We start from the raw sequence: 22,463 nt of genomic DNA, 5'->3' as shown, positions 1-22,463 counted from the left end.
AGACACGGACCCATGCGGATTCAGGTGAGGCGCACAGGAGGCTTCGCGGGCATCGAACGCCACGCGGAGGTCGACACCGCGGGACGCCCCGACGCGGACGAGTGGCACGCCCTGGCGGAGCGGGCGGCGGCCGACGGGCGGGACACACCGCCCGTCGGGGTGCCGGACGGCTTCAGCTACCGGATCACCGTGGACGGCAGGACGGTGTACGCCGCCGATCCCCGGCTGACGGACGAGCAGCGCAGGCTGATCTCGCGGGTGCTGAAGGAGGGGGCGTAACGCGCGGGCGGGGAAGGGGCGTTGACTTCCCTCACCGGCGGTGCGGATGATCCGCGCATGGCGACGCACCCGGCACCCCGGTTCCCGGACGGCTTCCTGTGGGGCGTGTCGACCTCGGCGCACCAGATCGAGGGCGCGGTCCAGCTGCGGGAGCCGTCCGTGTGGGACGTCTTCACCGCCGGGCCCGGGCGGGTGAAGGACGGCTCGACGGCGGCGGTGGCCTGCGACCACTACCACCGCTACCGCGAGGACGTGGCGCTGCTGGCGGACCTGGGCGTGGACGCCTACCGCTTCTCGGTCTCCTGGCCCCGGGTGAACTCCCCCGGTGGCCTCGACTTCTACGACCGGCTGGTCGACGCGCTCCGGGCGGCGGGCGTCCGGCCGGTGCCGACGCTCTTCCACTGGGACCTGCCGGCCGGGCTGGACTGGCTGGAGCGGGACACGGCGTCGCGTTTCGCGCGGTACGTGTCGGTGGTCGCGGACCGGCTCGGGGACCGCGTGGACAAGTGGATCACGCTCAACGAGCCCGCCGAGCACACCCTGCTGGGCCACGCCCTCGGCGCGCACGCCCCCGGCGGGGAGCTGCTGTTCGACGCGCTCCCGGTGGCCCACCACCAGCTTCTCGCGCACGGCCTGGCGGTGCGGGCGCTGCGTGCCTCGGGCGCCACGGACGTCGGGATCGCCAACTCGCACGGACCGACCTGGCCGGCGTCGGACGGCCCGGCCGACCGGGAGGCGGCGGACCTCTACGACGTCCTGCTGAACCGGCTCTTCGCCGACCCCGTGCTGACCGGGCGGTACCCGGACGGCATCGGGGAGCTGATGCCGGGGGACGTGCCGGCGGACCTGAAGATCATCGCCGAGCCGCTGGACTGGTACGGCGTGAACTACTACGCGCCGGCCCGGGTGGGGGCCCCGCGGGGTGCGGAGACCGGGTTCGGGGGCCTGACGCTGCCCGCGGAGCTGCCCTTCTCGGTGCGCGGGATCGAGGACCGGCCCCGGACGGACTCCGGCTGGCCCGTCGTCCCCGAGGGGCTCACCGAGCTGCTCACCGGCTTCCGCGACCGCTACGGCGACCGGCTCCCGCCGATCGTGATCACCGAGAACGGCTGCGCCTACGACGGGCTCGACGACCAGGACCGCATCACGTACCTCGACGGGCACGTCCGCGCCCTGCACCGGGCGCTGGAGGCGGGCGTGGACGTGCGCGGCTACTTCGTGTGGTCGCTGCTGGACAACTTCGAGTGGGCCGAGGGGTACGCGCGCCGGTTCGGGCTGGTGCACGTGGACTTCGCGACGCTCGAACGCACCCCCAAGGCGTCGTACCGCTGGTTCCGGGACCTGCTGCGGAGGCAGGGGCGGCGGACGCGGTGACGCCCGGGCACGGAGGGGGCCGGGCGGGCGGGGCGACGGGCCGCGTCCGGGTCCCGGGGGAGCGCGGACGGCACGCCGGGCGCCGGTCGTACCGACCGGTCGTACAAAAGGCCTCGGCGCTGTCGGCGGGGAGTCGTACGCTGGAGTCGTCAGACACGCCAGTCACGCGGCGTACGCCGCAGAGGAGGACTTGCAGGCCTAGAGCGCCGGCCCATGACTCAGACACCCACAGCTCACACGCCCGCGCAGGGGCAGTCGAGAGCACAGTTCACCGTCCCCGCCCAGCACCCCATGGTGACCGTGCTGGGGTCCGGCGACTCCCTCCTGCGCGTGATCGAGAAGGCCTTCCCGGCGGCCGACATCCATGTCCGGGGCAACGAGATCAGCGCGGTCGGCGACGCCCATGAGGTCGCCCTCGTCCAGCGCGTGTTCGACGAGATGATGCTGGTGCTCCGCACGGGGCAGCCGATGACGGAGGACGCAGTGGAACGCTCGATCGCCATGCTCAAGGCGAGCGAGAACGGGGAGAGCGACGGCCAGGAGACCCCGGCCGAGGTGCTCACGCAGAACATCCTGTCCTCGCGCGGTCGCACCATCCGCCCCAAGACGCTGAACCAGAAGCGGTACGTCGACGCGATCGACAAGCACACCATCGTCTTCGGCATCGGCCCCGCGGGCACCGGCAAGACCTACCTGGCGATGGCCAAGGCGGTGCAGGCCCTGCAGTCCAAGCAGGTCAACCGCATCATCCTGACCCGCCCGGCGGTCGAGGCCGGCGAGCGGCTCGGCTTCCTGCCGGGCACGCTCTACGAGAAGATCGACCCGTACCTGCGTCCGCTGTACGACGCGCTGCACGACATGCTCGACCCGGACTCGATCCCGCGGCTGATGGCGGCGGGGACGATCGAGGTCGCGCCGCTGGCGTACATGCGCGGCCGGACGCTGAACGACGCCTTCATCATCCTGGACGAGGCCCAGAACACCAGCCCCGAGCAGATGAAGATGTTCCTCACCCGCCTCGGCTTCGAATCGAAGATCGTGATCACGGGTGACGTGACGCAGGTCGACCTGCCCGGCGGGACGAAGTCGGGTCTGCGGCAGGTGCAGGACATCCTGGAGGGCGTGGACGACGTCCACTTCTCCCGGCTGTCGTCCCAGGACGTGGTCCGGCACAAGCTGGTGGGCCGTATCGTCGATGCGTACGAGCTGTACGACAGCAGGAACGGCACCGAGAACGGCGGCCACAACGGCGGCCGGACACCGAGAACCGGTGCCAAGGCCAAGGGGAAGTAGACCAGCACGACCATGTCGATCGACGTCAACAACGAGTCCGGAACCGAGGTCGACGAGCAGGCGATCCTCGACATCGCCCGCTACGCGCTCGCGCGGATGCGCATCCACCCGCTCTCCGAGCTGTCGGTGATCGTCGTGGACGCCGACGCCATGGAGCAGCTCCACATCCAGTGGATGGACCTGCCGGGGCCGACGGACGTCATGTCCTTCCCGATGGACGAGCTGCGTCCGCCGGCCAAGGACGAGGACGAGCCGCCGCAGGGGCTGCTCGGCGACATCGTGCTCTGCCCGGAGGTCGCCGCCGGACAGGGCACCGAGGCACCGACGCAGCACTCCATGGACGAGGAGCTCCAGCTCCTCACCGTCCACGGGGTGCTGCACCTGCTCGGTTACGACCACGAGGAGCCGGACGAGAAGGCCGAGATGTTCGGTCTCCAGGCCGCCATCGTGGACGGCTGGCGCGCGGAGAAGGGCCTGACCGGCCCGTCCCCGGCCCCGACCGTCTCATGAGCCTCCCGCTCCTGGCCGGCGCCGTCGCCCTGGTCGTCGTCGCCTGGCTCGCCGCGTGCGCGGAGGCGGGGCTCGCCCGGGTCTCCGGCTTCCGCGCCGAGGAGGCGGTCCGGTCCGGGCGGCGCGGCGGCGAGAAGCTCGCCAAGGTCGCCGCCGACCCGACGCGCTACCTCAACGTGGCGCTGCTGGTCCGCGTCGCCTGCGAGATGGCGGCCGCGGCCCTGGTCGCGTACGCCTGCCTGAAGCAGTTCGACGGCACCGGCGAGGCGCTGGCGATCGCCATCGCGGTGATGGTGCTCGTCTCGTACGTCGCCGTCGGGGTCTCCCCGCGCACCATCGGCCGGCAGCACCCGATGAACACGGCGACGGCGGCGGCGTACGTCCTGGTGCCGCTGGACCGGATCATGGGTCCGATCCCGTCCCTGCTCATCCTCATCGGCAACGCGCTCACGCCCGGCAAGGGCTTCCGCCGCGGTCCCTTCGCCTCCGAGGCGGAGCTGCGCGCGCTGGTCGACTACGCCGAGAAGGAGTCGCTGATCGAGGCCGAGGAGCGCCGCATGGTGCACTCGGTGTTCGAGCTGGGCGACACGCTCGTGCGGGAGGTCATGGTGCCGCGGACCGACCTGGTCGTCATCGAGCGCTACAAGACCATCCGCCAGGCGCTCACCCTCGCCCTGCGCTCCGGTTTCTCGCGCATCCCGGTCACCGGGGACAGCGAGGACGACATCGTCGGCATCGTGTACCTGAAGGACCTGGTCCGCCGGACGCACATCAGCCGGGACGCGGAGGGCGACCTCGTCTCCACGGCGATGCGGCCGGCGTTCTTCGTGCCCGACACCAAGAACGCCGGCGACCTGCTGCGCGAGATGCAGAAGGAGCGCAACCACGTCGCCGTCGTCATCGACGAGTACGGCGGCACGGCCGGGATCGTCACCATCGAGGACATCCTCGAGGAGATCGTCGGCGAGATCACCGACGAGTACGACCGGGAGCTGCCGCCCGTCGAGGAGCTGGGCGAGCACCGCTTCCGGGTCACCGCCCGCCTCGACATCGGCGACCTGGGCGAGCTGTACGGCCTGGAGGAGTTCGACGACGAGGACGTGGAGACGGTGGGCGGCCTGCTGGCGAAGGCGCTCGGCCGGGTGCCCATCGCCGGTGCCTCGTCGAGCGTGGAGCTGCCCGACGGCCGCGAACTGCGGCTGACCGCGGAGGCCGCGGCGGGCCGCCGGAACAAGATCGTGACGGTGCTGGTGGAGCCGGTGGACGCGGAGAGTCGGGCCGAGGAGGCCGCGTCGTCATGACCCCCGGGGAACTGCGCGACCTCTGTCTGTCCTTCGACGCCGCGGTGGAGGACTTCCCCTTCGGCCCCGAGGCCTCGGTCTTCAAGGTGCTGGGGAAGATGTTCGCGTTGTCCTCGCTGGAGGGGCGCCCGCTCACGGTCAACCTGAAGTGCGACCCGGACGAAGCGGTCCGGCTGCGCGCCGGGCACCCGGGGCTGATCGTTCCCGGCTGGCACATGAACAAGCGGCACTGGAACACGGTGACGGTGGGCGGCGGGCCCGACGGGGAGGGGTCCGGCACGCTCCCGGACCGTCTCGTCCGGGAACTGGTCGAGGACTCGTACGACCTGGTCGTCGCCGGACTGCCGCGCGCGGAGCGGCTTCGCCTCGACCGTCCCTGAGGGCCGGGCGGGCCTCGGTGCGTCCCTGCGGGCCGGGCGGGCCGCGGCGCTCCGTATGCTCACCTCATGACCGAGACTCCCGCCCTCGACCCCGAGGACCGCAAGATCGTCACCCTGGCCCGCTCGGCCCGGGCCCGCAACGGCGTCCCCGAGGGCGCCGCCGTACGCGACGAGACCGGCCGGACGTACGTCGCCGGCACGGTCGCCCTCGACTCCCTCAAGCTCAGCGCCCTGCGCACGGCGGTGGCGATGGCGGTGGCGTCCGGCGCGAAGTCGCTGGAGGCGGCGGCGGTGGTGACGGAGGCGGCGTCGGTGCCGGACGAGGACCGGGCGGCGGTGCGGGACCTGGGCGGCCCCGCGACGCCGGTCCTGCTGGCCGCGCCGGACGGCATGGTACGGAGAACTGTCGATGCGGGCTGACCACAGCGGTCCGTCCGGTCTCCGGGACCGGGTCTCCCCGCGGGGCCCGGCCGTCTCCCCCGGGCGCGGGACGGGGCAGGGGCGTGGGGCGGGCGTAGGCCCCGTGGACATGGGCGGCCGTGGTGCGGCGGGGCTCCGGGGATCAGGGACAATGGGCGCCATGAGCGTTCGTACCCAGTCATCCGAAGAACCGGCCGAGACTGTTCACCGGGCCGGCTTCGCCTGCTTCGTGGGCCGCCCCAACGCGGGCAAGTCCACCCTCACGAACGCTCTGGTCGGGCAGAAGGTGGCGATCACCTCGAACCGGCCGCAGACCACCCGGCACACCGTGCGGGGCATCGTGCACCGCGAGGACGCCCAGCTGATCCTGGTGGACACCCCGGGGCTGCACAAACCGCGCACGCTGCTGGGCGAGCGGCTCAACGACGTCGTGCGCACGACGTGGGCCGAGGTGGACGTCATCGGCTTCTGCCTGCCGGCGAACGAGAAGCTCGGTCCCGGTGACCGCTTCATCGCCAAGGAGCTGGCCGGGATCAGGAAGACCCCGAAGGTCGCGATCGTCACGAAGACGGACCTGGTGGACCCCAAGACCCTGGCCGAGCAGCTGATCGCCATCGATCAGCTCGGCCAGGAGCTGGGCATCACCTGGGCGGAGATCGTCCCGGTTTCGGCCACCGCGGGCCGGCAGGTGGGCCTGCTCGCGGACCTGCTGACCCCGCTGCTGCCCGAGGGCCCCGCGCTCTACCCCGAGGGCGACCTGACCGACGAGCCCGAGCAGGTCATGGTCGCCGAGCTGATCCGGGAGGCGGCGCTGGAGGGCGTGCGGGACGAGCTGCCGCACTCCATCGCGGTGGTCGTGGAGGAGATGCTGCCGCGCGAGGACCGCCCCGCCGACAAGCCCCTCCTGGACATCCACGCCAACGTCTACATCGAACGCCCCAGCCAGAAGGGCATCATCATCGGCCCCAAGGGCAAGCGCCTGAAGGACGTCGGCATCAAGTCCCGCGAGCAGATCGAGGCGCTGCTCGGCACCCCCGTCTTCCTGGACCTGCACGTGAAGGTCGCCAAGGACTGGCAGCGCGACCCGAAGCAGCTGCGGCGCCTCGGGTTCTGAGCGGAGCGCGCGGGTCAGGCCGGGGGGCGGAAGCCGATGGTCGGGACCGCGCGGCGCAGGGGCCACGGCGCCACCAGGCCGTCCGGGACCAGGTCCGCCAGGAAGGCGTAGCGGCGCAGGGCCGTCGGGTCCTGACCCTCGACCGACTGCACCTCGCGCCACCAGGTCGCGATCTCGCACCAGCCGGGCGCCGACAGGGAGCCGCCGAACTCCTGGACGGAGAGGGCGGCGGTCAGGCCGGCGAAGGCCAGCCGGTCGGCCAGCGACCAGCCCGCCAGGGTGCCGGTGACGAACCCGGCGACGAAGACGTCCCCCGCGCCGGTCGGGTCCAGGGCCTCCACCTCGATGGCCGGGACCTCGGCGCTCTCCCCCGTCCGCCGGTCCACCGCGTACGCGCCGTCCGCGCCGAGGGTGACCACGGCGAGCGGCACGTGCTCGGTCAGGGCGTGCGCGGCGGCGCGGGGGCAGGTGGCGCCCGTGTAGCGCATGGCCTCCTGCGCGTTCGGCAGGAAGGCCTCGCAGTGCGCGAGGTCGGGCAGCCCCGCCAGGTCCCAGGCACCGGTGTCGTCCCAGCCGACGTCGGCGAAGACGCGGGTGCCGCGCGCGGCGGCCTGGGCGATCCAGGGTGCGCGGACGCCGGGCGTGAGGGAGGCGACGGCGGCGCGGGCGCGGGGCGGGCAGTCGGGGGACGGTTCCTCGGGCGGCGGCTCGTGGCCGTGGGAGACCATCGTGCGCTCCCCCTCGTACGCCATCGAGACCGTCACCGGCGAGTGCCAGCCGGGCACGGTGCGCGAGGGCGTCAGGTCGATGCCCTCGCCCCGCGCGAGGGCGTCCCAGCAGTAGTCGCCGTAGTGGTCGTCGCCGAAGGCCGCGGCCAGCGAGGTGCGCAGGCCGAGGCGGGCCAGCGCGGTCGCCATGTTCGCCACGCCGCCCGGACTCGAACCCATCCCCCGGGCCCAGGACTCGGTCCCGCGCACCGGGGCGGAGTCGAGCCCGGTGAAGATCACGTCGAGGAAGACGGTGCCGGTCAGGTACACGTCCCAGGGCGGGTCCTGCGGTGCGCGCAGGGCGGCGAGGGGATCGATCTGGGGGTGGTGGCGGGCCACCACGTCCGGGACGTGGCGGTGCGTTCTCTCGTCGGCCGGCATGACGGGCATGGCGGGCACGTCGGACGCGGTGGACACGGTGGACGCTGTCACGGTGCGCTCCCTGGCATGGTGCGGACCCCGCCAGTGTGCACCACGCCCCGGACGTCCCGGTGGCGTCCCGGCCGGTGGCGTCGGGCCGCGGCCGGTCCCGGCCCGCCCGGCCGGGGGCTTCCGGGGTACTCTCCGGGCCCGCCGGCCGTCCGCACTCCGACCGTCCGCACGCGGACCGGACGGCCGACGAGTGCGGCACTGCGGGGGCTGGAGGGGCTGAAGGGGCTGGAGGGACCGTGGGGGCCGGGGGACTGCGGGGCTTGAGGGCTACGGGCGCCGGGCGACCGCGGGGGTCGGAGGTCCGAGGACGGGCCAGCTGACGCCGGGTCACCAGGCGTGGCGCGTCGGGGTCATGCGGGAGATCAGGGCCGCTGTGGAGGCGAGGATTCCGGCCGGAGACGGCTCCATTCACCGGCGTCGCCGGTCTCTCTTACCCGGATGGTGGAACCTCAAACATAAATGTGAGCCACGACACACCCTCCCGCCTGTTTCGCACCTCCTCGCGCTTGATACAAATTGCGCGCGTCCTCGTCCGTCGGACGGTCGTCGCCCTCCTTTTTCTCCCACCGTCCCTTTCGCATGCCCTGGGAACGCCCGTGTTCGCCCGCACCACACCCTGGCCCCTCGTCGCCCTTTTCACGGCCGGGTACCTTCCTCCGTATCTGCTGCCCACCACCGTCGGCCGACTCGACACCGGCCTCGCGCTGAGCGCCACCCAGGCGGGTGCCGTCGGCAGCGCGCTGCTGCTCAGTTCGGCGACCGCGGGTTTCCTGCTGGCCTCCCGGGTGCAGCGGACCGGCGCCCGCACGCTGGCCCGGTACGGGCTCGCCCTGGCCGCCCTCGGCTACGGCACCGCCTCGCTCACCACCGCCGTCCCGGCCGTCGTCGCGGGCGCGGTCCTCGGCGGCTTCGGCTCCGGTACGGCCACCACGGTCGCCGCCACCCGGATCGCCGCCGAGAAGGACCCCCACCGCGCCTCCACCGCGGGCCTGTTGAGCGTGTCGGCGCTGGCCGGCGCGGTGTACCTGACGGTGCCGCACCTCGGCCGGGCACACGGGCTGCCGCTCGCCGCGATCGCGCTGACCGCGCTCGCGGTGTGGCCGCTGACCGGGCGGCTGCCGGGCGGAACCGCCACGTCACCGGGGTCCCACCAGGCCGACTCCGGCGCCCCGCTCCCCCGGCGCCGTTCCGGCATGGTCCTCGCCGCCGCCGTGCTGTGCTGGTCCCTCGCGCAGAACTCCCTGTGGGGCGTCAGCGGCCGGATCGGCCTGACCCAGGCCGGCCTCGGCGACGCCGCCCTCGGGCTCGTCTTCGCCGTGGCGCTGGGCGCGGGGCTGGTCGGCGTGCTGGCGGCCGGTGCGCTCGGGCCCCGGCTGGGGCGGGCGATGCCCATCGGGGCGGGGACCCTGGTCATCGCCGCCTGCATCGCCCTCACCGCCTCCGCGACCACCCCCACGGTCTTCGCGGCCGGGGAGATCGCCTGGAACACGCTGTACCCGGTGGTGCTGTCGTACCTGATCGGCCTGGCCGCGTCGCTCGACCCGCGCGGCCGGTGGGCGGTGCTCGTCGGCTCGGCGTCCTCGCTGGGGACGGCGGCCGGGCCGCTGACCGGCGGTGTGCTGTCGGCGCAGGCCGGTTACGCGGGCATGGGCCTGGTGCTGGCCGCCGGTCTGCTGGTGGTCGCCGCGCCGATGACGGCCGTCGCCCTGCACACCGGCGGGCGTCCGCTGGTGCCCGGCGCGATCCGCCGCCGCGGTGGCGCCCCGGCCGCCGTGGTCGCCGCCGCCACGGGTACGCCGAGCGGAGCCGTGCCGGAGGTGGGCGCCGTGGAGCAGCCGGTGGTGGAGATCGACGTGGAAACCCCGGCCGTGGCCGTCCGGCACGCCTACGACACGGCGGGACCCCGGCAGGCGGCGGCCGCGCCGGGGTCCGGGACGGGCTGAGGCCTACGCCGTCGGAAACGCGTACGCCTCGACCTCGGCCAGGTAGCGCGTCCGCAGCTCCTCGTCGTCCTCCAGGAAGGAGGCGAGGAAGGAGTTGCGGGCGAGTTCCCGCAGCCGCTCGTCGGTGAGGCCGAGGGCCTGCCGCACGGCGTCGAAGTTGTCGCCCGCGTAGCCGCCGAAGTAGGCCGGGTCGTCGGAGTTGACCGTGCACATGAGACCCGCGTCGAGCATCGCGGGCAGCGGGTGGTCGGCGAGGGTGTCGACCGTGCGCAGCCGCACGTTGGACAGCGGGCACAGAGTCAGCGGGACGCGGTCGCGCACCAGCCGCTCGACCAGCGCCGGGTCCTCGACCGAGCGCAGCCCGTGGTCGATCCGCTCGACGCCGAGGACGTCCAGGGCCTCGACGACGTACTGGGGCGGCCCCTCCTCGCCCGCGTGCGCGACCCGGCGCAGCCCGAGGGCGGCGGCGGCCTCGTAGACCGCGCGGAACTTGACCGGCGGGTGGCCGACCTCGGCGGAGTCCAGGCCGACGCCGGTGATCCGGTCGAGGTGGGGCTTCGCGGCGTCGAGGGTCGCGAGGGCGGACTCGGCGGACTCGTCGCGCAGGAAGCACAGGATCAGGCGGGTGGAGACGCCGTGGTGCTCGCGGCTGGTGCCCAGCGCCCGCCACAGGCCCTCCACGACCGTGCCCATCTCCACGCCCCGGGCGAGGTGGGCCTGCGGGTCGAAGAAGATCTCCGCGTGCCGCACGCCCTGCGCGGCGGCGCGGGCGAGGTAGGCGTTCGCGAGGTCCTCGAAGTCCCGCTCGGTGCGCAGGACGGCCATCAGTTCGTAGTACAGGTTCAGGAAGGACTGGAGGTCCTCGAAGCGGTACGCCTCGCGCAGCGCGTCCGTGTCCGCGTACGGCAGGGTCACGCCGTTGCGGGCGGCCAGCTCGAAGGCCAGCTCGGGCTCCAGGGTGCCTTCGATGTGGAGGTGCAGTTCAGCTTTGGGCAGGGGCATCAGAGCATCGTACGACCGTTTTACCGACGTTTCGGAACCGGGACGCTCAGTAGGTCGTGGGCCACGGTCAGCTCACCGTCGTAGCCGGCCGCCCGCGCCTGCCGCTCGAACTCCCCGGGGTCCGGGTAGCGCTGGCTGAAGTGGGTCAGGACCAGGTGCCGTACGCCCGCGTCCCGGGCGGTCCGCGCGGCCTGCCCGGCGGTGAGGTGGCCGTGGTCGGAGGCGAGGGACTCGTCCTCGTCGAGGAAGGTGGACTCGATGACCAGCAGGTCGCAGCCTTCGGCGAGCGCGTGCACGCCCTCGCACAGCCGGGTGTCCATGACGAACGCGAACCGCTGGCCGCGCCGGATCTCGCTGACGTCGTCGAGCGGGACGCCGTTCAGTACGCCCTCGCGCTGGATGCGGCCCACGTCGGGGCCCGTGATGCCGTGCGCGGCGAGGCGCTCGGGCAGCATGCGGCGGCCGTCGGGCTCGGTGAGGCGGTAGCCGTACGACTCGACGGGATGGGAGAGCCTGCGGGCGTCCAGGGTGTAGGCGGGGGTGACGGCCAGGGGGCCGTCGGCGCCGACCGGGGCCTCGGTGAGGGCGACCGTCTCGCGGTAGGCGGTGGCGTACCGCAGGCGGTCGAAGAAGCGCTGCCCGGAGCGCGGGTAGTGGGCGGTGACCTCGTGCGGCACCCGGTCGAGGTTGATGCGCTGGATGACGCCGGCGAGGCCGAGGCTGTGGTCGCCGTGGAAGTGGGTGACGCAGATGCGGTTCAGGTCGTGGGCGGCGACCCCGGCGCGCAGCATCTGGCGCTGCGTGCCCTCGCCGGGGTCGAACAGGATGCCCTCGCCGTCCCAGCGCAGCAGGTAGCCGTTGTGGTTGCGGTGCCGGGTGGGGACCTGGCTGGCGGTGCCGAGGACCACCAGTTCACGGACGGACACGGGCGCCTATCCGGGGGGCCACTCGAGGCCGCGTCCGCCGAGAACGTGGGCGTGGGTGTGCCAGACGGTCTGGCCCGCGCCGGCGCCGGTGTTGAAGATGGTGCGGTAGCTGTCCAGCTTCTCCTGGTCCGCGACCTCCTGGGTCTCGCGCAGGACGTCCGCCGCGAGTTCCGGAGCGCCGGCGGCGAGCGCGGCGGCGTCCCGGTAGTGGGCCTTGGGGATCACCAGGACGTGGGTGGGCGCCTGGGGGTTGATGTCGCGGAACGCGACGGTCGTGTCCGTCTCGCGGACGATCGTCGCGGGGATCAGGCCCGCGACGATCTTGCAGAACAGGCAGTCGTCCTGTGGCTCGCCCGCCATGGGGTCTCCTCACACTGGAACACGGGAGCACCGGGTCACCGGTGATCTTCTTCGGGCATCGTAGCGACCGGGCACCTCGCCCGGCCGCGGGCACCTCGCCCGGCCGCGGGCACCTCGCCCGGCCGCGGGCACCTCGCCCGGCCGCGGGTACGTCGGCCGGTCCCCGGCGGCTGGGACGGCCGGCCGACGGCGACGCGGGCACGGCCGGCCGGCCGCCGGCGGCCCGGACAGGTCAGTGGCCGCAGGCGGCCCGGGCGGGACCAGTGGCCGAGTCGCCGGCGGTCCGGGCAGCATCAGTCGGCCGCGGGCAGCTCGGGCAGGGTCGGCGGGGTCCTGGCCGGGGTCTCCTCCAGCGCGGCCAGGGCCAGCCGGATCGCCTCGTCCAGTTGGGGGTCGCGGCCCGCCGCGTGGTCCTGGGGGCGCTGCGGGACCTCGACGTCGGGGTCGACGCCGTGGTTCTCCACGCCCCAGCCGTAGCCCTCCAGCCAGAAGGCGTACTTGGGCTGGGTGATCAGCGTCCCGTCGACCAGGCGGTAGCGGCTGTCGATGCCGATGACGCCGCCCCAGGTGCGGGTGCCGACGACCGGGCCGATGCCGAGGGCCTTGATCGCGGCGTTGACGATGTCGCCGTCCGAGCCGGAGAACTCGTTGGCCACGGCGACGACCGGCCCGCGCGGCGCGTCCAGCGGGTAGCTCGACGGCCGCATGCCGCGCGGCAGGTCCCAGCCGACGATCCGCCGGGCCAGCTTCTCCACGACGAGCTGGGAGGTGTGCCCGCCGCGGTTCTCGCGGACGTCGACGACCAGGCCCTCGCGGACCACCTCGACGCGCAGGTCGCGGTGGAGCTGGGCCCAGCCGGCGCCGACCATGTCGGGCACGTGCAGATAGCCCAGCCGGCCGCCGGACCGCTCGTGGACGTAGGCGCGGCGGTCGGCGACCCAGGCGTGGTAGCGCAGGGGCTCCTCGTCGGCGACGGGGACGACGATCGCGTGCCGCGGTTCGCCGCCGCCGGACGGGGAGACGGTCAGCTCGACCGGCTTGCCCGCGGTGCCGACGAGCAGCGGGCCGGGACCGGTGACCGGGTCGACGGGCCGGCCGGCGACCGCGACGACCGCGTCACCGGCCCGCACGGCGACGCCCGGCGCGGCCAGCGGCGAACGGGCGTCGGGGTCGGAGGTCTCCGAGGGCAGCACGCGGTCGACGCGCCAGGTGCCGTCCTCGTGGCGGGTCAGGTCGGCGCCGAGCAGGCCCTGCCGGGCGCCGGTGCCGTGGGCGCCGCGCGGGGTGACGTAGGCGTGCGAGGTGCCGAGTTCGCCGTGCACCTCCCACAGGAGGTCGACCAGGTCGTCGTGGGTGGCGAGGCGGTCCAGGACGGGCCGGTAGCGGTCCAGGACGCCGTCCCAGTCGACGCCGTTCATGTCCGGCCGCCAGAAGTGGTCCCGCATGATCCGGCCGGTCTCGTCGAACATCTGCCGCCACTCGGCGGCCGGGTCGACGGTCTGCCGGACGCGGCCGAGGTCGACGGTGATGTTGGTGTCGCTGTCCTCGTCGCTGGAGGCCCGCCGGTCGCCGGGTACGACCTTGAGGCGTCCGTCGGTCCACAGCAGCACCCGCTTGCCGTCGCCGCTGACCTCGAAGTGGTCGGCGTCGGCGGCGAGGTGCTCGACCCGCTGCTGGGCGAGGTCGTAGCGCTCCAGCTCGGTGTGCGGGCCGGGGGCGTCCGGGGTGGCGCGGGAGGCGCCGAGGACGCCGGTGACCGGATGGCGCAGCCACAGGACGCCGTCCTTGGCGGCGCGCAGCCGGGAGTAGCGGGCCGCTTCGACCGGGAAGGGCACGATGCGGTCGGCGAGGCCCTCGATGTCGATCCGGGTGGCCGGGGTGCCCTCGCTGTCGGGGGTCTCGTCCCGGTCCGGGGTCTCGAAGGGGCGGCCGTGGCGCTGCGGGCCGAAGGGCGACGGGGTGGTCGCGGCCAGGGTGATCAGGTACGGGCGGGCGCCCTCGACGAAGGCCAGGTCGAAGACGTGCTCGTCGTAGACCGGGTCGAAGGAGCGGGTGGACAGGAAGGCGAGGTGCTTGCCGTCCAGGGTGAACGCCGGGGAGTAGTCCTTGAAGCGCAGCGGGGTCGCCTCGGAGACCGACAGGTCGGTGGTGTTGGCGAGCTTCAGCCGACGCAGCGGGTCGGGGCCGGGATGGGACCAGGCGAGCCAGGCGGAGTCGGGTGAGAAGACCAGTCCGGAGGCGTCGCCGTCGTCGCTGCGGTCGACCTCGCGGACCTCGCCGGTCCCGCGCTCGACGAGCAGGACCCGTCCGTCGTGCGAGGCGACGGCGGCGCGGCTGCCGTCGGGGGCCATGGCGAGGTCCAGTACCCGGCCGAGCCGTCCGGCGGCCAGCCGCCGTGCGGTGGCGCCCGGCGCGAGCCCGGTGGCGGGCGCGAACTCCAGGGCGTCGTCGCCCTCGGCGTCCGTCACCCACACCACCCACTCCTCCCCGTCGGCGCGGAAGGTGCGCGGCAGCCGGGTCCGTACGCCGGGCTGCGCGGCCAGCGCGCGGGCCGGTCCGGCGCGGTGGGTGACCCAGTGCACGCCGCCGCGCACCGCGACGGCGCTGCCGCGCGCGGTGTGGTCGGGGGACGCGGAGCCGAACCAGCGGGCCGCGTTCACCGGGTACTCCCGGAGGTCGGCGCGCGCACCGCCGAGCCGGATCTCCAGCCGGCGCGGCTCGGACCCGTCCAGGTCGTCCAGCGTCCACAGTTCACCGGCGACGGAGTAGACGACGCGGGTGCCGTCGGTGGCGGCGTGCCGGGCGTAGAAGCCCCCGAGCGGAGTGTGCCGGCGCAGGTCGGAGCCGTCGGCGAGGGAGGAGTAGAGGGCGCCGGTGCCTTCGTGGTCGGAGAGGAACGCGATCCGGTCGCCGGCCCAGAAGGGGTACTCGATGTTGCCGTCGAGGTCACCGTGCAGCCGTACGAACTCGCCGTCGTCCTCGGCGTCGATCCACAGCCTGCCCGCCGTGCCGCCCCGGTAGCGCTTCCACCAGGCGGCCTCGCGGCCCATCGTCGCGGACAGCAGCACGGTGTGCGGGCCGTCCGCGACGGCGCCGACGGGCCCGTAGGGCAGGGTGGCGGCCGGTCCGCCGTCGAGCGGGACGGCGCGGGCCCAGGTGCGGCGCAGGCTGGCCTGCCCGTGGCTGCTGAGGGCGAGGACCTTCCCGTCCGGGGTCCAGCCGCGGACCTGGGTCCTGGCGCTGCCCCAGTGGGTGAGGCGCCTGGCGGGGCCGCCGTCGACGGGGGCGACGTGCACCTCGGGGGCGCCGTCGCGGGTGGAGGTCCAGGCGACCGCGGTGCCGTCGGGGGAGACGCGCGGGTGGTTCACCGGCACGTTGTCGGCGCTGACCCGCCAGGCGCGGCCTCCGTCGAGCGGGGCGAGCCACACGTCGTCCTCGGCGGTGAAGGCGACCAACTCGCCGTGCGGGTGCGGAAAGCGGAGGTAGGCAGGCGCTGCGGGCTGTGTCACCCCCACAGCCTATGCAGGGGTGCCGTCCGCCGACAGAGGTTCGGATCACTTCCCGTTCGGATCACTTCCCGGCCCGCCGGCCCGCCGGGCTACTTGCCCTGCACCGGCCGGCAGTGCGGGTCGTCCGGGCACCAGATGGTCCGGGTGACGGTCACGGTGGGCCCGGGCCCGTGCGGGGAGGGGCGGTTCTCGGGCGGGGCGGTCGTGGCGTCGCAGTTGCCCAGCCCCTTGACCCGGAACCACTCCTTGCCGTCCACCTTCGCGGTCAGATCGCCGCGCACGCAGGCGCCGTTGACGACGCGGGTCACCTTGCCGTCGACGGTGATGTCCTCGCCGCCGTCGGTCTTGCCCTCGCAGTCGACCGAGGCGACGGTGTCCTCGCCCGCCGAGGCGGTGCCGCCGTCGTCTCCGTACGAGGCGGTGCAGGTGAGCCAGCGCACCTGCGCCTTCTGCCGCTGCAGTTCACGCGTCACGGTCTGGTCGGTCGTGTACGCCACGGACGCGGAGCTGAGCCCGCCCGGGTCGCACGCGCCGACACCGCCGACGGCGACGACCGCGCCGACGACCACCGGAACCACCCGCCGGATCCGCCTCGATACCCCCATGAAGGGCAGCGTGCCACCGGTGCGGGGCCGGCGGTAGGGCGCATACGGCCACTCCCCGACGACCGGGACCACCCCACAGCCACCTCGCCGCCGCCGGCCGGCGGTCGCCCGGCCACTCCCCGACGACCAGGACCACTCCACGACCACCCCGCCGCCACCGACCGGCAGTCGCCCAGCCACCCCCCGACGACCAGGACCACTCCACGACCACCCCGCCGCCACCGACGGCAGTCGCCCAGCCACCCCCCGACGACCAGGACCACTCCACGACCACCCCGCCGCCACCGACCGGCAGTCGCCCAGCCACCCCCCGACGACCAGGACCACTCCACAGCCACCTCGCCACCGCCGGCCGGCGGTCGCCGGCCCGCCGTCAGGACCAGCGGCCGGTGCGGGCCAGCAGGACGGCGGTCGCGGCCGTGCCCGCGGTGGAGGTGCGCAGGACGCTGCGCCCCAGGCGGTAGGGCTTCGCGCCCGCCTCGGCGAAGAGGGCCAGCTCCTCGGGGGAGACGCCCCCCTCGGGGCCGACGACCAGCACGATCTCCCCCGCGGCGGGAAGTCCGGCGGCGGCCAGGGGTGCGTCGCCGCTCTCGTGGAGGACGGCGGCGAAGTCGGCGACGGCCAGAAGTGAGGCAACCTGCTTGCTCGTCGCCGCGTCCGCGACGTCGGGGAAGCGGACCCGGCGGGACTGCTTGCCGGCCTCGCGGGCCGTCGCCCGCCACTTGCCGAGCGCCTTCAGGCCGCGCTCGCCCTTCCACTGCGTGATGCAGCGGGACGCCGCCCAGGGCACGATCGCGTCGACGCCGACCTCGGTCATCGTCTCGACGGCCAGCTCGCCGCGGTCGCCCTTGGGCAGGGCCTGTACGACGGTGACGCGGGGCCGCTCCTCGGGCTCCTCGTGGACGCGCTCCAGGCCGCCGACGACGAGGCGGTCCCTGCCCTCGGCCGCCTTCACCACGCCCTCGGCCCAGCGTCCGCGTCCGTCGGTGAGGACGAGGTCCTCACCGGTGCGCAGCCGCTTCACGGAGACGGCGTGCCGCCCCTCGGGGCCGTCGAGGACGTACTCCCCGCCGGGCAGGTCCGCCGGCCGCAGGGAGTCCACCACGAACACCGGTGCCGTCATCGACCGGTACCTCCCGTCACGTAGTCCGACAACGCTGTCCCGGCGGCGGCGAGTTCGGCCGCCAGCACCTCCACCAGCTGCCCGGCGGGCAGTTCCCGGGCCATCCGGTGGCCCTGGCCCGCCCACAGCGCCATGCCCTGGGCGTCGCCCGCCTTCGCCGCCGCCTTGCGCAGCGGCGCGGTGAGGTGGTGCACCTCCGGGTAGGCGGCGGGGGCGTAGCGGCCGTGCTCGCGCAGGAAGCGGTTGACCAGGCCGCGGGCGGGGCGGCCGGAGAAGGCCCGGGTCAGTTCGGTGCGCACGAACAGGGGGTTGGTCAGCGCCTGCTTGTGCAGGTCGTGCGCGCCGGACTCGGGGGTGGCGAGGAAGGCGGTGCCGAGCTGGGCCGCGCTCGCGCCGGCCGCGAGGACCGCGGCGATCTGGCCGCCGCGCATGATGCCGCCGGCGGCGACGACGGGCAGGCTCACCGCCTCCCGGACCTGGGCGACCAGCGACAGCAGTCCGGTGCCGGCGCCGCCCGTCTCGGGGTTGTCGCGGTGGGTGCCCTGGTGTCCGCCGGCCTCGACACCCTGCGCGATCACCGCGTCGGCGCCGGACCGCTCGACGGCCCGGGCCTCCTCCGCGGTGGTCGCCGCGACCAGGGCGAAGGTGCCGACGCGGTGCAGGGAGTCGACGACCTCGCGGCTCGGGACGCCGAAGTGGAACGACACCACCGGCACCGGGTTGTCCAGCAGCACCGCGAGCTTGGTGTCGTAGCCGTCGTCGCGGCCGCTGTCGGGGTCGCCCAGCTCCGTCTCGTACCAGGCGGCCTCGCCGGCGAGCTGGTGGGCGTAGAGGCCGACGGCGGCGGCATGCGAGGGCGCGGCGTCGGTGCCCGTGAGGGAGCCGGCGCCCGCGCCGGGGGCCTTCTCCGGCTGCGGCATGAAGAGGTTGACGCCGAAGGGGCGGCCCGTCAGCCCCCGCAGCTGCTTGATCTCCTCGTACATCCCGTCCGCGGTCTTGTACCCGGCGGCCAGGAATCCCAGCCCTCCCGCCTCGCAGACCGCGGCGGCGAGCTGCGGCACGGAGACGCCGCCCGCCATGGGCGCCTGCACGATCGGGTAGGGGAAGAGATCGGTCAGTGCGGAGGACATGACGGCATGTTGTCACGTCCGGTGAGCGGGCCCGAATCCGGGCTTCCGTTGGCATACGCCAGGAGCACCCGCCTCGGGAGCTCCTGGCGCGGGCCCGTGTCAGCGCCCGTTGAAGGCGTCCTTCAGCCGCGAGAACAGCCCCTGCTGCCCCGGCTGGAACTGCCCCTGCGGGCGCTCCTCGCCGCGCAGCTTCGCCAGCTCGCGCAGGACGCGCTCCTGCTCGGCGTCGAGCTTGGTCGGGGTGGTGACCTCCACGTGGACGATGAGGTCGCCCCGGCCGCCGCCGCGCAGGTGGGTGACGCCGCGACCGTGCAGCGGGATCGACTGGCCGGACTGGGTGCCCGGGCGGATGTCGACCTCCTCCACGCCGTCGAGGGTCTCCAGCGGCACCTTCGTGCCGAGGGCCGCCGCCGTCATCGGGAGGGTGACGGTGCAGTGCAGGTCGTCGCCGCGGCGCTGGAAGGTGGAGTGCGGCAGCTCGTGGATCTCGACGTAGAGGTCGCCGGCGGGGCCGCCGCCGGGGCCGACCTCGCCCTCGCCCGCGAGCTGGATGCGGGTGCCGTTGTCGACGCCGGCCGGGATCTTCACGGTCAGCGTGCGCCGGGACCGGACCCGGCCGTCGCCCGCGCACTCCGGGCACGGGGTCGGGACCACGGTGCCGAAGCCCTGGCACTGCGGGCAGGGGCGCGAGGTCATGACCTGGCCCAGGAAGGACCGGGTGACCTGCGAGACCTCACCGCGGCCGCGGCACATGTCGCACGTCTGGGCCGACGTGCCGGGGGCCGCGCCCTCGCCGTTGCAGGTGTTGCAGACGACGGCCGTGTCGACCTGGATGTCCTTGGTCGTGCCGAACGCGGCCTCGTCCAGCTCCACCTCGATACGGATCATCGCGTCCTGGCCCCGGCGCGTGCGCGAGCGCGGCCCGCGCTGCGACGCCGTACCGAAGAACGCGTCCATGATGTCCGAGAAGTTCCCGAAGCCGCCCGCGCCGAAGCCGCCCGCGCCGCCGCCGGCGGCCTGCGAGAGGGGGTCGCCGCCGAGGTCGTAGACCTGCTTCTTCTGCGGGTCCGACAGCACCTCGTAGGCGGCGTTGATCTCCTTGAACCGCTCCTGGGTCTTCGGATCGGGGTTGACGTCCGGGTGCAGCTCGCGGGCGAGCCTCCGGAACGCCTTCTTGATCTCGTCCTGGGAAGCGTCGCGGCGCACGCCGAGTACGGCGTAGTAGTCCGTGGCCACCTACGACTCCGCCAGGATCTGTCCGACGTACCGTGCCACTGCGCGTACCGCTCCCATCGTTCCCGGGTAGTCCATGCGGGTCGGTCCGACCACGCCGAGCTTGGCAACCGCCTCGCCGCCCGAACCGTAGCCCACCGACACGACGGACGTGGAGTTGAGTCCTTCGTGGGCGTTCTCATGACCGATACGGACGGTCACGCCCGGATCCTTCGCCTCGCCGAGCAGCTTGAGGAGCACGACCTGCTCCTCCAGCGCCTCGAGGACGGGTCGGATCACCAAGGGGAAGTCGTGCCCGAAGCGGGTCAGATTGGCGGTGCCGCCGATCATCAGCCGCTCCTCGTTCTCCTCGACCAGCGTCTCCAGCAGGGTGGAGAGCACGGTGGAGACCGTACCGCGGTCCTCGGCCTCGAAGGCCTCGGGCAGATCCTCGACCAGGCTCGGCACGTCCGTGAAGCGACGGCCCGCGACCCGGCTGTTGAGCCGCGCCCGCAGGTCCGCCAGGGACGACTCCCCGAAGGGCGCCGGGCAGTCGACCATCCGCTGCTCGACCCGCCCGGTGTCCGTGATCAGCACCAGCATCAGGCGCGCGGGCGCCAGCGCCAGCAGCTCCACGTGCCGCACCGTCGAGCGGGTCAGCGACGGGTACTGCACGACGGCGACCTGCCGGGTCAGCTGCGCGAGCAGCCGCACCGTGCGGGCCACCACGTCGTCGAGGTCGACGGCACCCTCCAGGAAGTTCTGGATGGCGCGCCGCTCGGGCGCGGTCATCGGCTTGACGCCGGCCAGCTTGTCGACGAAGAGCCGGTAGCCCTTGTCGGTCGGGATGCGCCCCGCGCTGGTGTGCGGCTGGGCGATGAACCCCTCGTCCTCCAGGGCCGCCATGTCGTTGCGCACGGTGGCCGGGGAGACGCCGAGGTTGTGCCGCTCGGTGAGGGCCTTGGAGCCGACCGGCTCCTCGGTGCCGACGTAGTCCTGGACGATGGCGCGCAGCACCTTCAGCCTGCGTTCACTGAGCATCGCGCACACCTCCAGAAGTCGTCCGCCCGGTGTTCCCCTGGCACTCACCCCATGCGAGTGCCAGACTTCCCCGGCCCAGTGTACGGCCGTGGGGTACGCCCCCGGCAAGGCCGGGGCCGCGCCGCCGTGTGCGCGGGGGCCGTACCGCTAGCGTCGTCGTCGTGACGGTGACTTGGGAAGAACTGGGATGGGAGCGGCTCGCCGCCGGGGTGGGCCGCTGCCGGCTGCCGGGGTGGGACTGCACGGCGGGGCTGGTCGTCGGCGCGGGCGCGGCGCTGGTGGTGGACACCGGGTCGAGCCTCGGCGAGGGGGCCCGGCTGCGCGCGCAGGCGCAGCGGCTCGCCGGTCACCGTGTGACGCATCTCGCGCTGACCCACCCCCACTTCGACCACGTCTTCGGCGCGGCGGCGTTCGCGGGCGCGGAGGTCTACGGCGCGGTGGGCACGGGCGTGGTGTTCGCGCGGGGCGGACACGGACGGGAGGCGCTGCGGTCGGACGCGGTGGCGGAGGGGCTGGACGCGCGGGCCGCGGAGGAGGCGGCCGACGCGCTGGCCGGCGTGCGCCACGAGGTGTGCGGCGAGTGGACGCTCGACCTGGGAGGCGGCCGGCAGGTGCTGCTGGCCAACGTGGGCCCGGGGCACACCGGCCACGATCTCGCGGTGCTGGTGCCGGGCGACCCGGAGGTCGTCTTCTGCGGTGACCTGGTCGAGGAGTCCGGCCGGCCGCAGGCGGGCCCCGACGCCGTACCGTCGCACTGGCCGGCCGCCCTGGACCGGCTGCTCGACCTGGGCGGCGAGGACGCGCGGTACGTGCCCGGTCACGGAGCGGTGGTGGACGCGGCGTTCGTCCGCTCCCAACGGGACGCGCTGGCCGCCCGTTTCGGCGTGTCGCGCTGATCACGGCACGCGGATTCCTCGTATCGTCCTCAGAATGCGCCAGTACTCCGCCGACCTGACCCCTCCGTGGAAGAAACCGCAGCCGGTACCGGAGGTCCCGGCCGATCCCGGCCTGGTGGTCGAGGAGCCCGGCACCGGGTTCTGCGGGGCGGTGACCGGCTGCGAGGCCGGCACGGTGACCCTGGAGGACCGCTTCGGCAAGCGCCGGGTCTTCCCGATGGAACCGCGCGGCTTCCTGCTGGAGGGACGGGTGGTGACGCTGGTGCGGCCGTCGTCCGGTCCGGTACGGCCCACCCGTACGGCATCCGGTTCGGTCGCCGTCCCCGGCGCCCGCGCCCGCGTGGCGCGTGCCGGGCGGATCTACGTCGAGGGACGGCACGACGCCGAACTGGTCGAGAAGGTGTGGGGCGACGACCTGCGCATCGAGGGTGTCGTCGTGGAGTACCTGGAGGGCGTGGACGACCTGCCCTCGATCGTCGCCGACTTCGCGCCGGGGCCGGACGCCCGGCTGGGGGTGCTGGTGGACCACCTGGTGCCGGGGTCCAAGGAGTGGCGGATCGCACAGGGGGTGACGAGCGAGCACGCGCTGGTCGTCGGCCACCCCTACATCGACGTCTGGGAGGCCGTGAAGCCGTCGTCGCTGGGGATCGGCGGCTGGCCCCGGGTGCCGCGCGGGCAGGACTGGAAGACGGGCGTGTGCCGGGCCCTGGGCTGGCCGGAGAACACGGGCGCCGCCTGGCAGCGGATCCTGGGGCGGGTGCGGTCGTACAAGGACCTGGAACCGGAGTTGCTGGGCCGCGTGGAGGAACTCATCGACTTCGTGACGGCCCCGCCCTCCTAGGGGGC

Annotated in this window: 21 protein-coding genes; 11 read left to right on the top strand and 10 right to left on the bottom strand. The window is 74.0% G+C overall.

Annotated elements, in window-relative coordinates:
* The first annotated feature begins 12 nt into the window (after positions 1–12).
* From ACVV2G_RS21640 to era, 8 genes are all read left to right on the top strand, one after another.
* Positions 13–279: a protealysin inhibitor emfourin gene (locus ACVV2G_RS21640; protein ID WP_453844391.1), complete on the top strand. Its 267-nt coding sequence runs from the start codon at positions 13–15 to the stop codon at positions 277–279.
* A 57-nt stretch (positions 280–336) separates the two neighbouring features.
* Positions 337–1,653: a GH1 family beta-glucosidase gene (locus ACVV2G_RS21635; RefSeq protein ID WP_453844390.1), complete on the top strand. Its 1,317-nt coding sequence runs from the start codon at positions 337–339 to the stop codon at positions 1,651–1,653.
* Between the two features lie 213 nt (positions 1,654–1,866).
* Positions 1,867–2,946 carry a PhoH family protein gene (locus ACVV2G_RS21630; protein WP_453844389.1) on the top strand — a complete coding sequence of 360 codons (1,080 nt, stop codon included), beginning with the start codon at positions 1,867–1,869 and terminating at the stop codon, positions 2,944–2,946.
* 12 nt (positions 2,947–2,958) lie between these two features.
* Entirely contained in the window at positions 2,959–3,456 is a 498-nt protein-coding gene (gene ybeY, locus ACVV2G_RS21625) for an rRNA maturation RNase YbeY (protein WP_453844388.1), read from the top strand.
* Positions 3,453–4,757, top strand: coding sequence for a hemolysin family protein (locus ACVV2G_RS21620; protein ID WP_453844387.1), 1,305 nt, complete (start codon positions 3,453–3,455; stop codon positions 4,755–4,757). The genes ybeY and ACVV2G_RS21620 overlap by 4 nt, the downstream gene beginning before the upstream one ends.
* Complete coding sequence (locus ACVV2G_RS21615; RefSeq protein ID WP_453844386.1) at positions 4,754–5,137, top strand: MmcQ/YjbR family DNA-binding protein; 384 nt, start codon at positions 4,754–4,756, stop codon at positions 5,135–5,137. Before ACVV2G_RS21620 ends, ACVV2G_RS21615 begins: the two co-directional genes overlap by 4 nt.
* Before the next feature lie 66 nt (positions 5,138–5,203).
* A complete protein-coding gene (locus tag ACVV2G_RS21610; protein ID WP_453844385.1) occupies positions 5,204–5,557 on the top strand; it encodes a cytidine deaminase in 354 nt (117 codons plus the stop codon).
* Positions 5,558–5,717: 160 nt separating this feature from the next.
* Positions 5,718–6,671 carry a GTPase Era gene (era, locus tag ACVV2G_RS21605; RefSeq protein ID WP_453844384.1) on the top strand — a complete coding sequence of 318 codons (954 nt, stop codon included), beginning with the start codon at positions 5,718–5,720 and terminating at the stop codon, positions 6,669–6,671.
* 14 nt (positions 6,672–6,685) lie between these two features.
* Here the strand turns inward: era and ACVV2G_RS21600 are convergent, their stop codons facing one another.
* A complete protein-coding gene (locus tag ACVV2G_RS21600) occupies positions 6,686–7,819 on the bottom strand; it encodes a carbohydrate kinase family protein (RefSeq protein WP_453844454.1) in 1,134 nt (377 codons plus the stop codon).
* 647 nt (positions 7,820–8,466) lie between these two features.
* Between ACVV2G_RS21600 and ACVV2G_RS21595 the strand changes: the two genes are divergently transcribed.
* Positions 8,467–9,813, top strand: coding sequence for an MFS transporter (locus ACVV2G_RS21595; RefSeq protein ID WP_453844383.1), 1,347 nt, complete (start codon positions 8,467–8,469; stop codon positions 9,811–9,813).
* A gap of 3 nt (positions 9,814–9,816) precedes the next feature.
* On the opposite strand, the gene ACVV2G_RS21590 is transcribed toward ACVV2G_RS21595, so the two are convergent.
* From ACVV2G_RS21590 to hrcA, 9 genes are all read right to left on the bottom strand, one after another.
* Positions 9,817–10,815: an adenosine deaminase gene (locus ACVV2G_RS21590; RefSeq protein WP_453844382.1), complete on the bottom strand. Its 999-nt coding sequence runs from the start codon at positions 10,813–10,815 to the stop codon at positions 9,817–9,819.
* Positions 10,816–10,835: 20 nt separating this feature from the next.
* Positions 10,836–11,741 (bottom strand): ribonuclease Z, encoded by a 906-nt coding sequence (locus ACVV2G_RS21585; protein WP_453844381.1) that lies wholly within the window; start codon positions 11,739–11,741, stop codon positions 10,836–10,838.
* Between the two features lie 6 nt (positions 11,742–11,747).
* Positions 11,748–12,101 (bottom strand): histidine triad nucleotide-binding protein, encoded by a 354-nt coding sequence (locus ACVV2G_RS21580; RefSeq protein WP_453844380.1) that lies wholly within the window; start codon positions 12,099–12,101, stop codon positions 11,748–11,750.
* 293 nt (positions 12,102–12,394) lie between these two features.
* Positions 12,395–15,616: a S41 family peptidase gene (locus ACVV2G_RS21575; RefSeq protein ID WP_453844379.1), complete on the bottom strand. Its 3,222-nt coding sequence runs from the start codon at positions 15,614–15,616 to the stop codon at positions 12,395–12,397.
* Between the two features lie 83 nt (positions 15,617–15,699).
* Positions 15,700–16,215, bottom strand: coding sequence for a hypothetical protein (locus ACVV2G_RS21570; protein WP_453844378.1), 516 nt, complete (start codon positions 16,213–16,215; stop codon positions 15,700–15,702).
* Between the two features lie 373 nt (positions 16,216–16,588).
* On the bottom strand, positions 16,589–17,338 hold the full coding sequence (locus tag ACVV2G_RS21565; RefSeq protein ID WP_453844377.1) for a 16S rRNA (uracil(1498)-N(3))-methyltransferase: 750 nt from the start codon (positions 17,336–17,338) through the stop codon (positions 16,589–16,591).
* Positions 17,335–18,468 (bottom strand): nitronate monooxygenase, encoded by a 1,134-nt coding sequence (locus tag ACVV2G_RS21560; protein WP_453844376.1) that lies wholly within the window; start codon positions 18,466–18,468, stop codon positions 17,335–17,337. Before ACVV2G_RS21560 ends, ACVV2G_RS21565 begins: the two co-directional genes overlap by 4 nt.
* Positions 18,469–18,567: 99 nt before the next feature.
* Positions 18,568–19,704: a molecular chaperone DnaJ gene (gene dnaJ, locus ACVV2G_RS21555; protein ID WP_453844375.1), complete on the bottom strand. Its 1,137-nt coding sequence runs from the start codon at positions 19,702–19,704 to the stop codon at positions 18,568–18,570.
* The gene (gene hrcA / locus ACVV2G_RS21550) at positions 19,705–20,721 is read right to left on the bottom strand and encodes a heat-inducible transcriptional repressor HrcA (RefSeq protein ID WP_356603291.1); all 1,017 of its coding nucleotides are present in this window, start codon (positions 20,719–20,721) and stop codon (positions 19,705–19,707) included. It abuts the gene before it with no gap.
* Positions 20,722–20,882: 161 nt separating this feature from the next.
* Here hrcA and ACVV2G_RS21545 point away from each other — a divergent pair, with 161 nt between their 5' ends.
* Both ACVV2G_RS21545 and ACVV2G_RS21540 read left to right on the top strand, forming a co-directional pair.
* Entirely contained in the window at positions 20,883–21,617 is a 735-nt protein-coding gene (locus ACVV2G_RS21545; protein WP_453844374.1) for an MBL fold metallo-hydrolase, read from the top strand.
* Positions 21,618–21,651: 34 nt separating this feature from the next.
* On the top strand, positions 21,652–22,458 hold the full coding sequence (locus ACVV2G_RS21540; protein WP_453844373.1) for a DUF3097 domain-containing protein: 807 nt from the start codon (positions 21,652–21,654) through the stop codon (positions 22,456–22,458).
* Positions 22,459–22,463: the final 5 nt, after the last annotated feature.

The organism is Streptomyces sp. JK94 (genome assembly GCF_053613315.1).
The sequence above is the reverse complement of the archived record's forward strand: the minus strand, read 5'-3'. Positions and strand labels throughout refer to the sequence as shown.

Coding starts and splice junctions, on each gene's coding strand:
- ACVV2G_RS21620 (WP_453844387.1), top strand. CDS start 3,453: ATGAGCCTCCCGCTCCTGGCCGGCGCCGTCGCCCTGGTCGTCGTCGCC.
- ACVV2G_RS21630 (WP_453844389.1), top strand. CDS start 1,867: ATGACTCAGACACCCACAGCTCACACGCCCGCGCAGGGGCAGTCGAGA.
- ACVV2G_RS21615 (WP_453844386.1), top strand. CDS start 4,754: ATGACCCCCGGGGAACTGCGCGACCTCTGTCTGTCCTTCGACGCCGCG.
- hrcA (WP_356603291.1), bottom strand. CDS start 20,721: ATGCTCAGTGAACGCAGGCTGAAGGTGCTGCGCGCCATCGTCCAGGAC.
- ybeY (WP_453844388.1), top strand. CDS start 2,959: ATGTCGATCGACGTCAACAACGAGTCCGGAACCGAGGTCGACGAGCAG.
- ACVV2G_RS21600 (WP_453844454.1), bottom strand. CDS start 7,819: ATGCCGGCCGACGAGAGAACGCACCGCCACGTCCCGGACGTGGTGGCC.
- ACVV2G_RS21590 (WP_453844382.1), bottom strand. CDS start 10,815: ATGCCCCTGCCCAAAGCTGAACTGCACCTCCACATCGAAGGCACCCTG.
- ACVV2G_RS21580 (WP_453844380.1), bottom strand. CDS start 12,101: ATGGCGGGCGAGCCACAGGACGACTGCCTGTTCTGCAAGATCGTCGCG.
- ACVV2G_RS21610 (WP_453844385.1), top strand. CDS start 5,204: ATGACCGAGACTCCCGCCCTCGACCCCGAGGACCGCAAGATCGTCACC.
- ACVV2G_RS21570 (WP_453844378.1), bottom strand. CDS start 16,215: ATGGGGGTATCGAGGCGGATCCGGCGGGTGGTTCCGGTGGTCGTCGGC.
- ACVV2G_RS21635 (WP_453844390.1), top strand. CDS start 337: ATGGCGACGCACCCGGCACCCCGGTTCCCGGACGGCTTCCTGTGGGGC.
- ACVV2G_RS21565 (WP_453844377.1), bottom strand. CDS start 17,338: ATGACGGCACCGGTGTTCGTGGTGGACTCCCTGCGGCCGGCGGACCTG.
- ACVV2G_RS21560 (WP_453844376.1), bottom strand. CDS start 18,468: ATGTCCTCCGCACTGACCGATCTCTTCCCCTACCCGATCGTGCAGGCG.
- ACVV2G_RS21540 (WP_453844373.1), top strand. CDS start 21,652: ATGCGCCAGTACTCCGCCGACCTGACCCCTCCGTGGAAGAAACCGCAG.
- ACVV2G_RS21640 (WP_453844391.1), top strand. CDS start 13: ATGCGGATTCAGGTGAGGCGCACAGGAGGCTTCGCGGGCATCGAACGC.
- era (WP_453844384.1), top strand. CDS start 5,718: ATGAGCGTTCGTACCCAGTCATCCGAAGAACCGGCCGAGACTGTTCAC.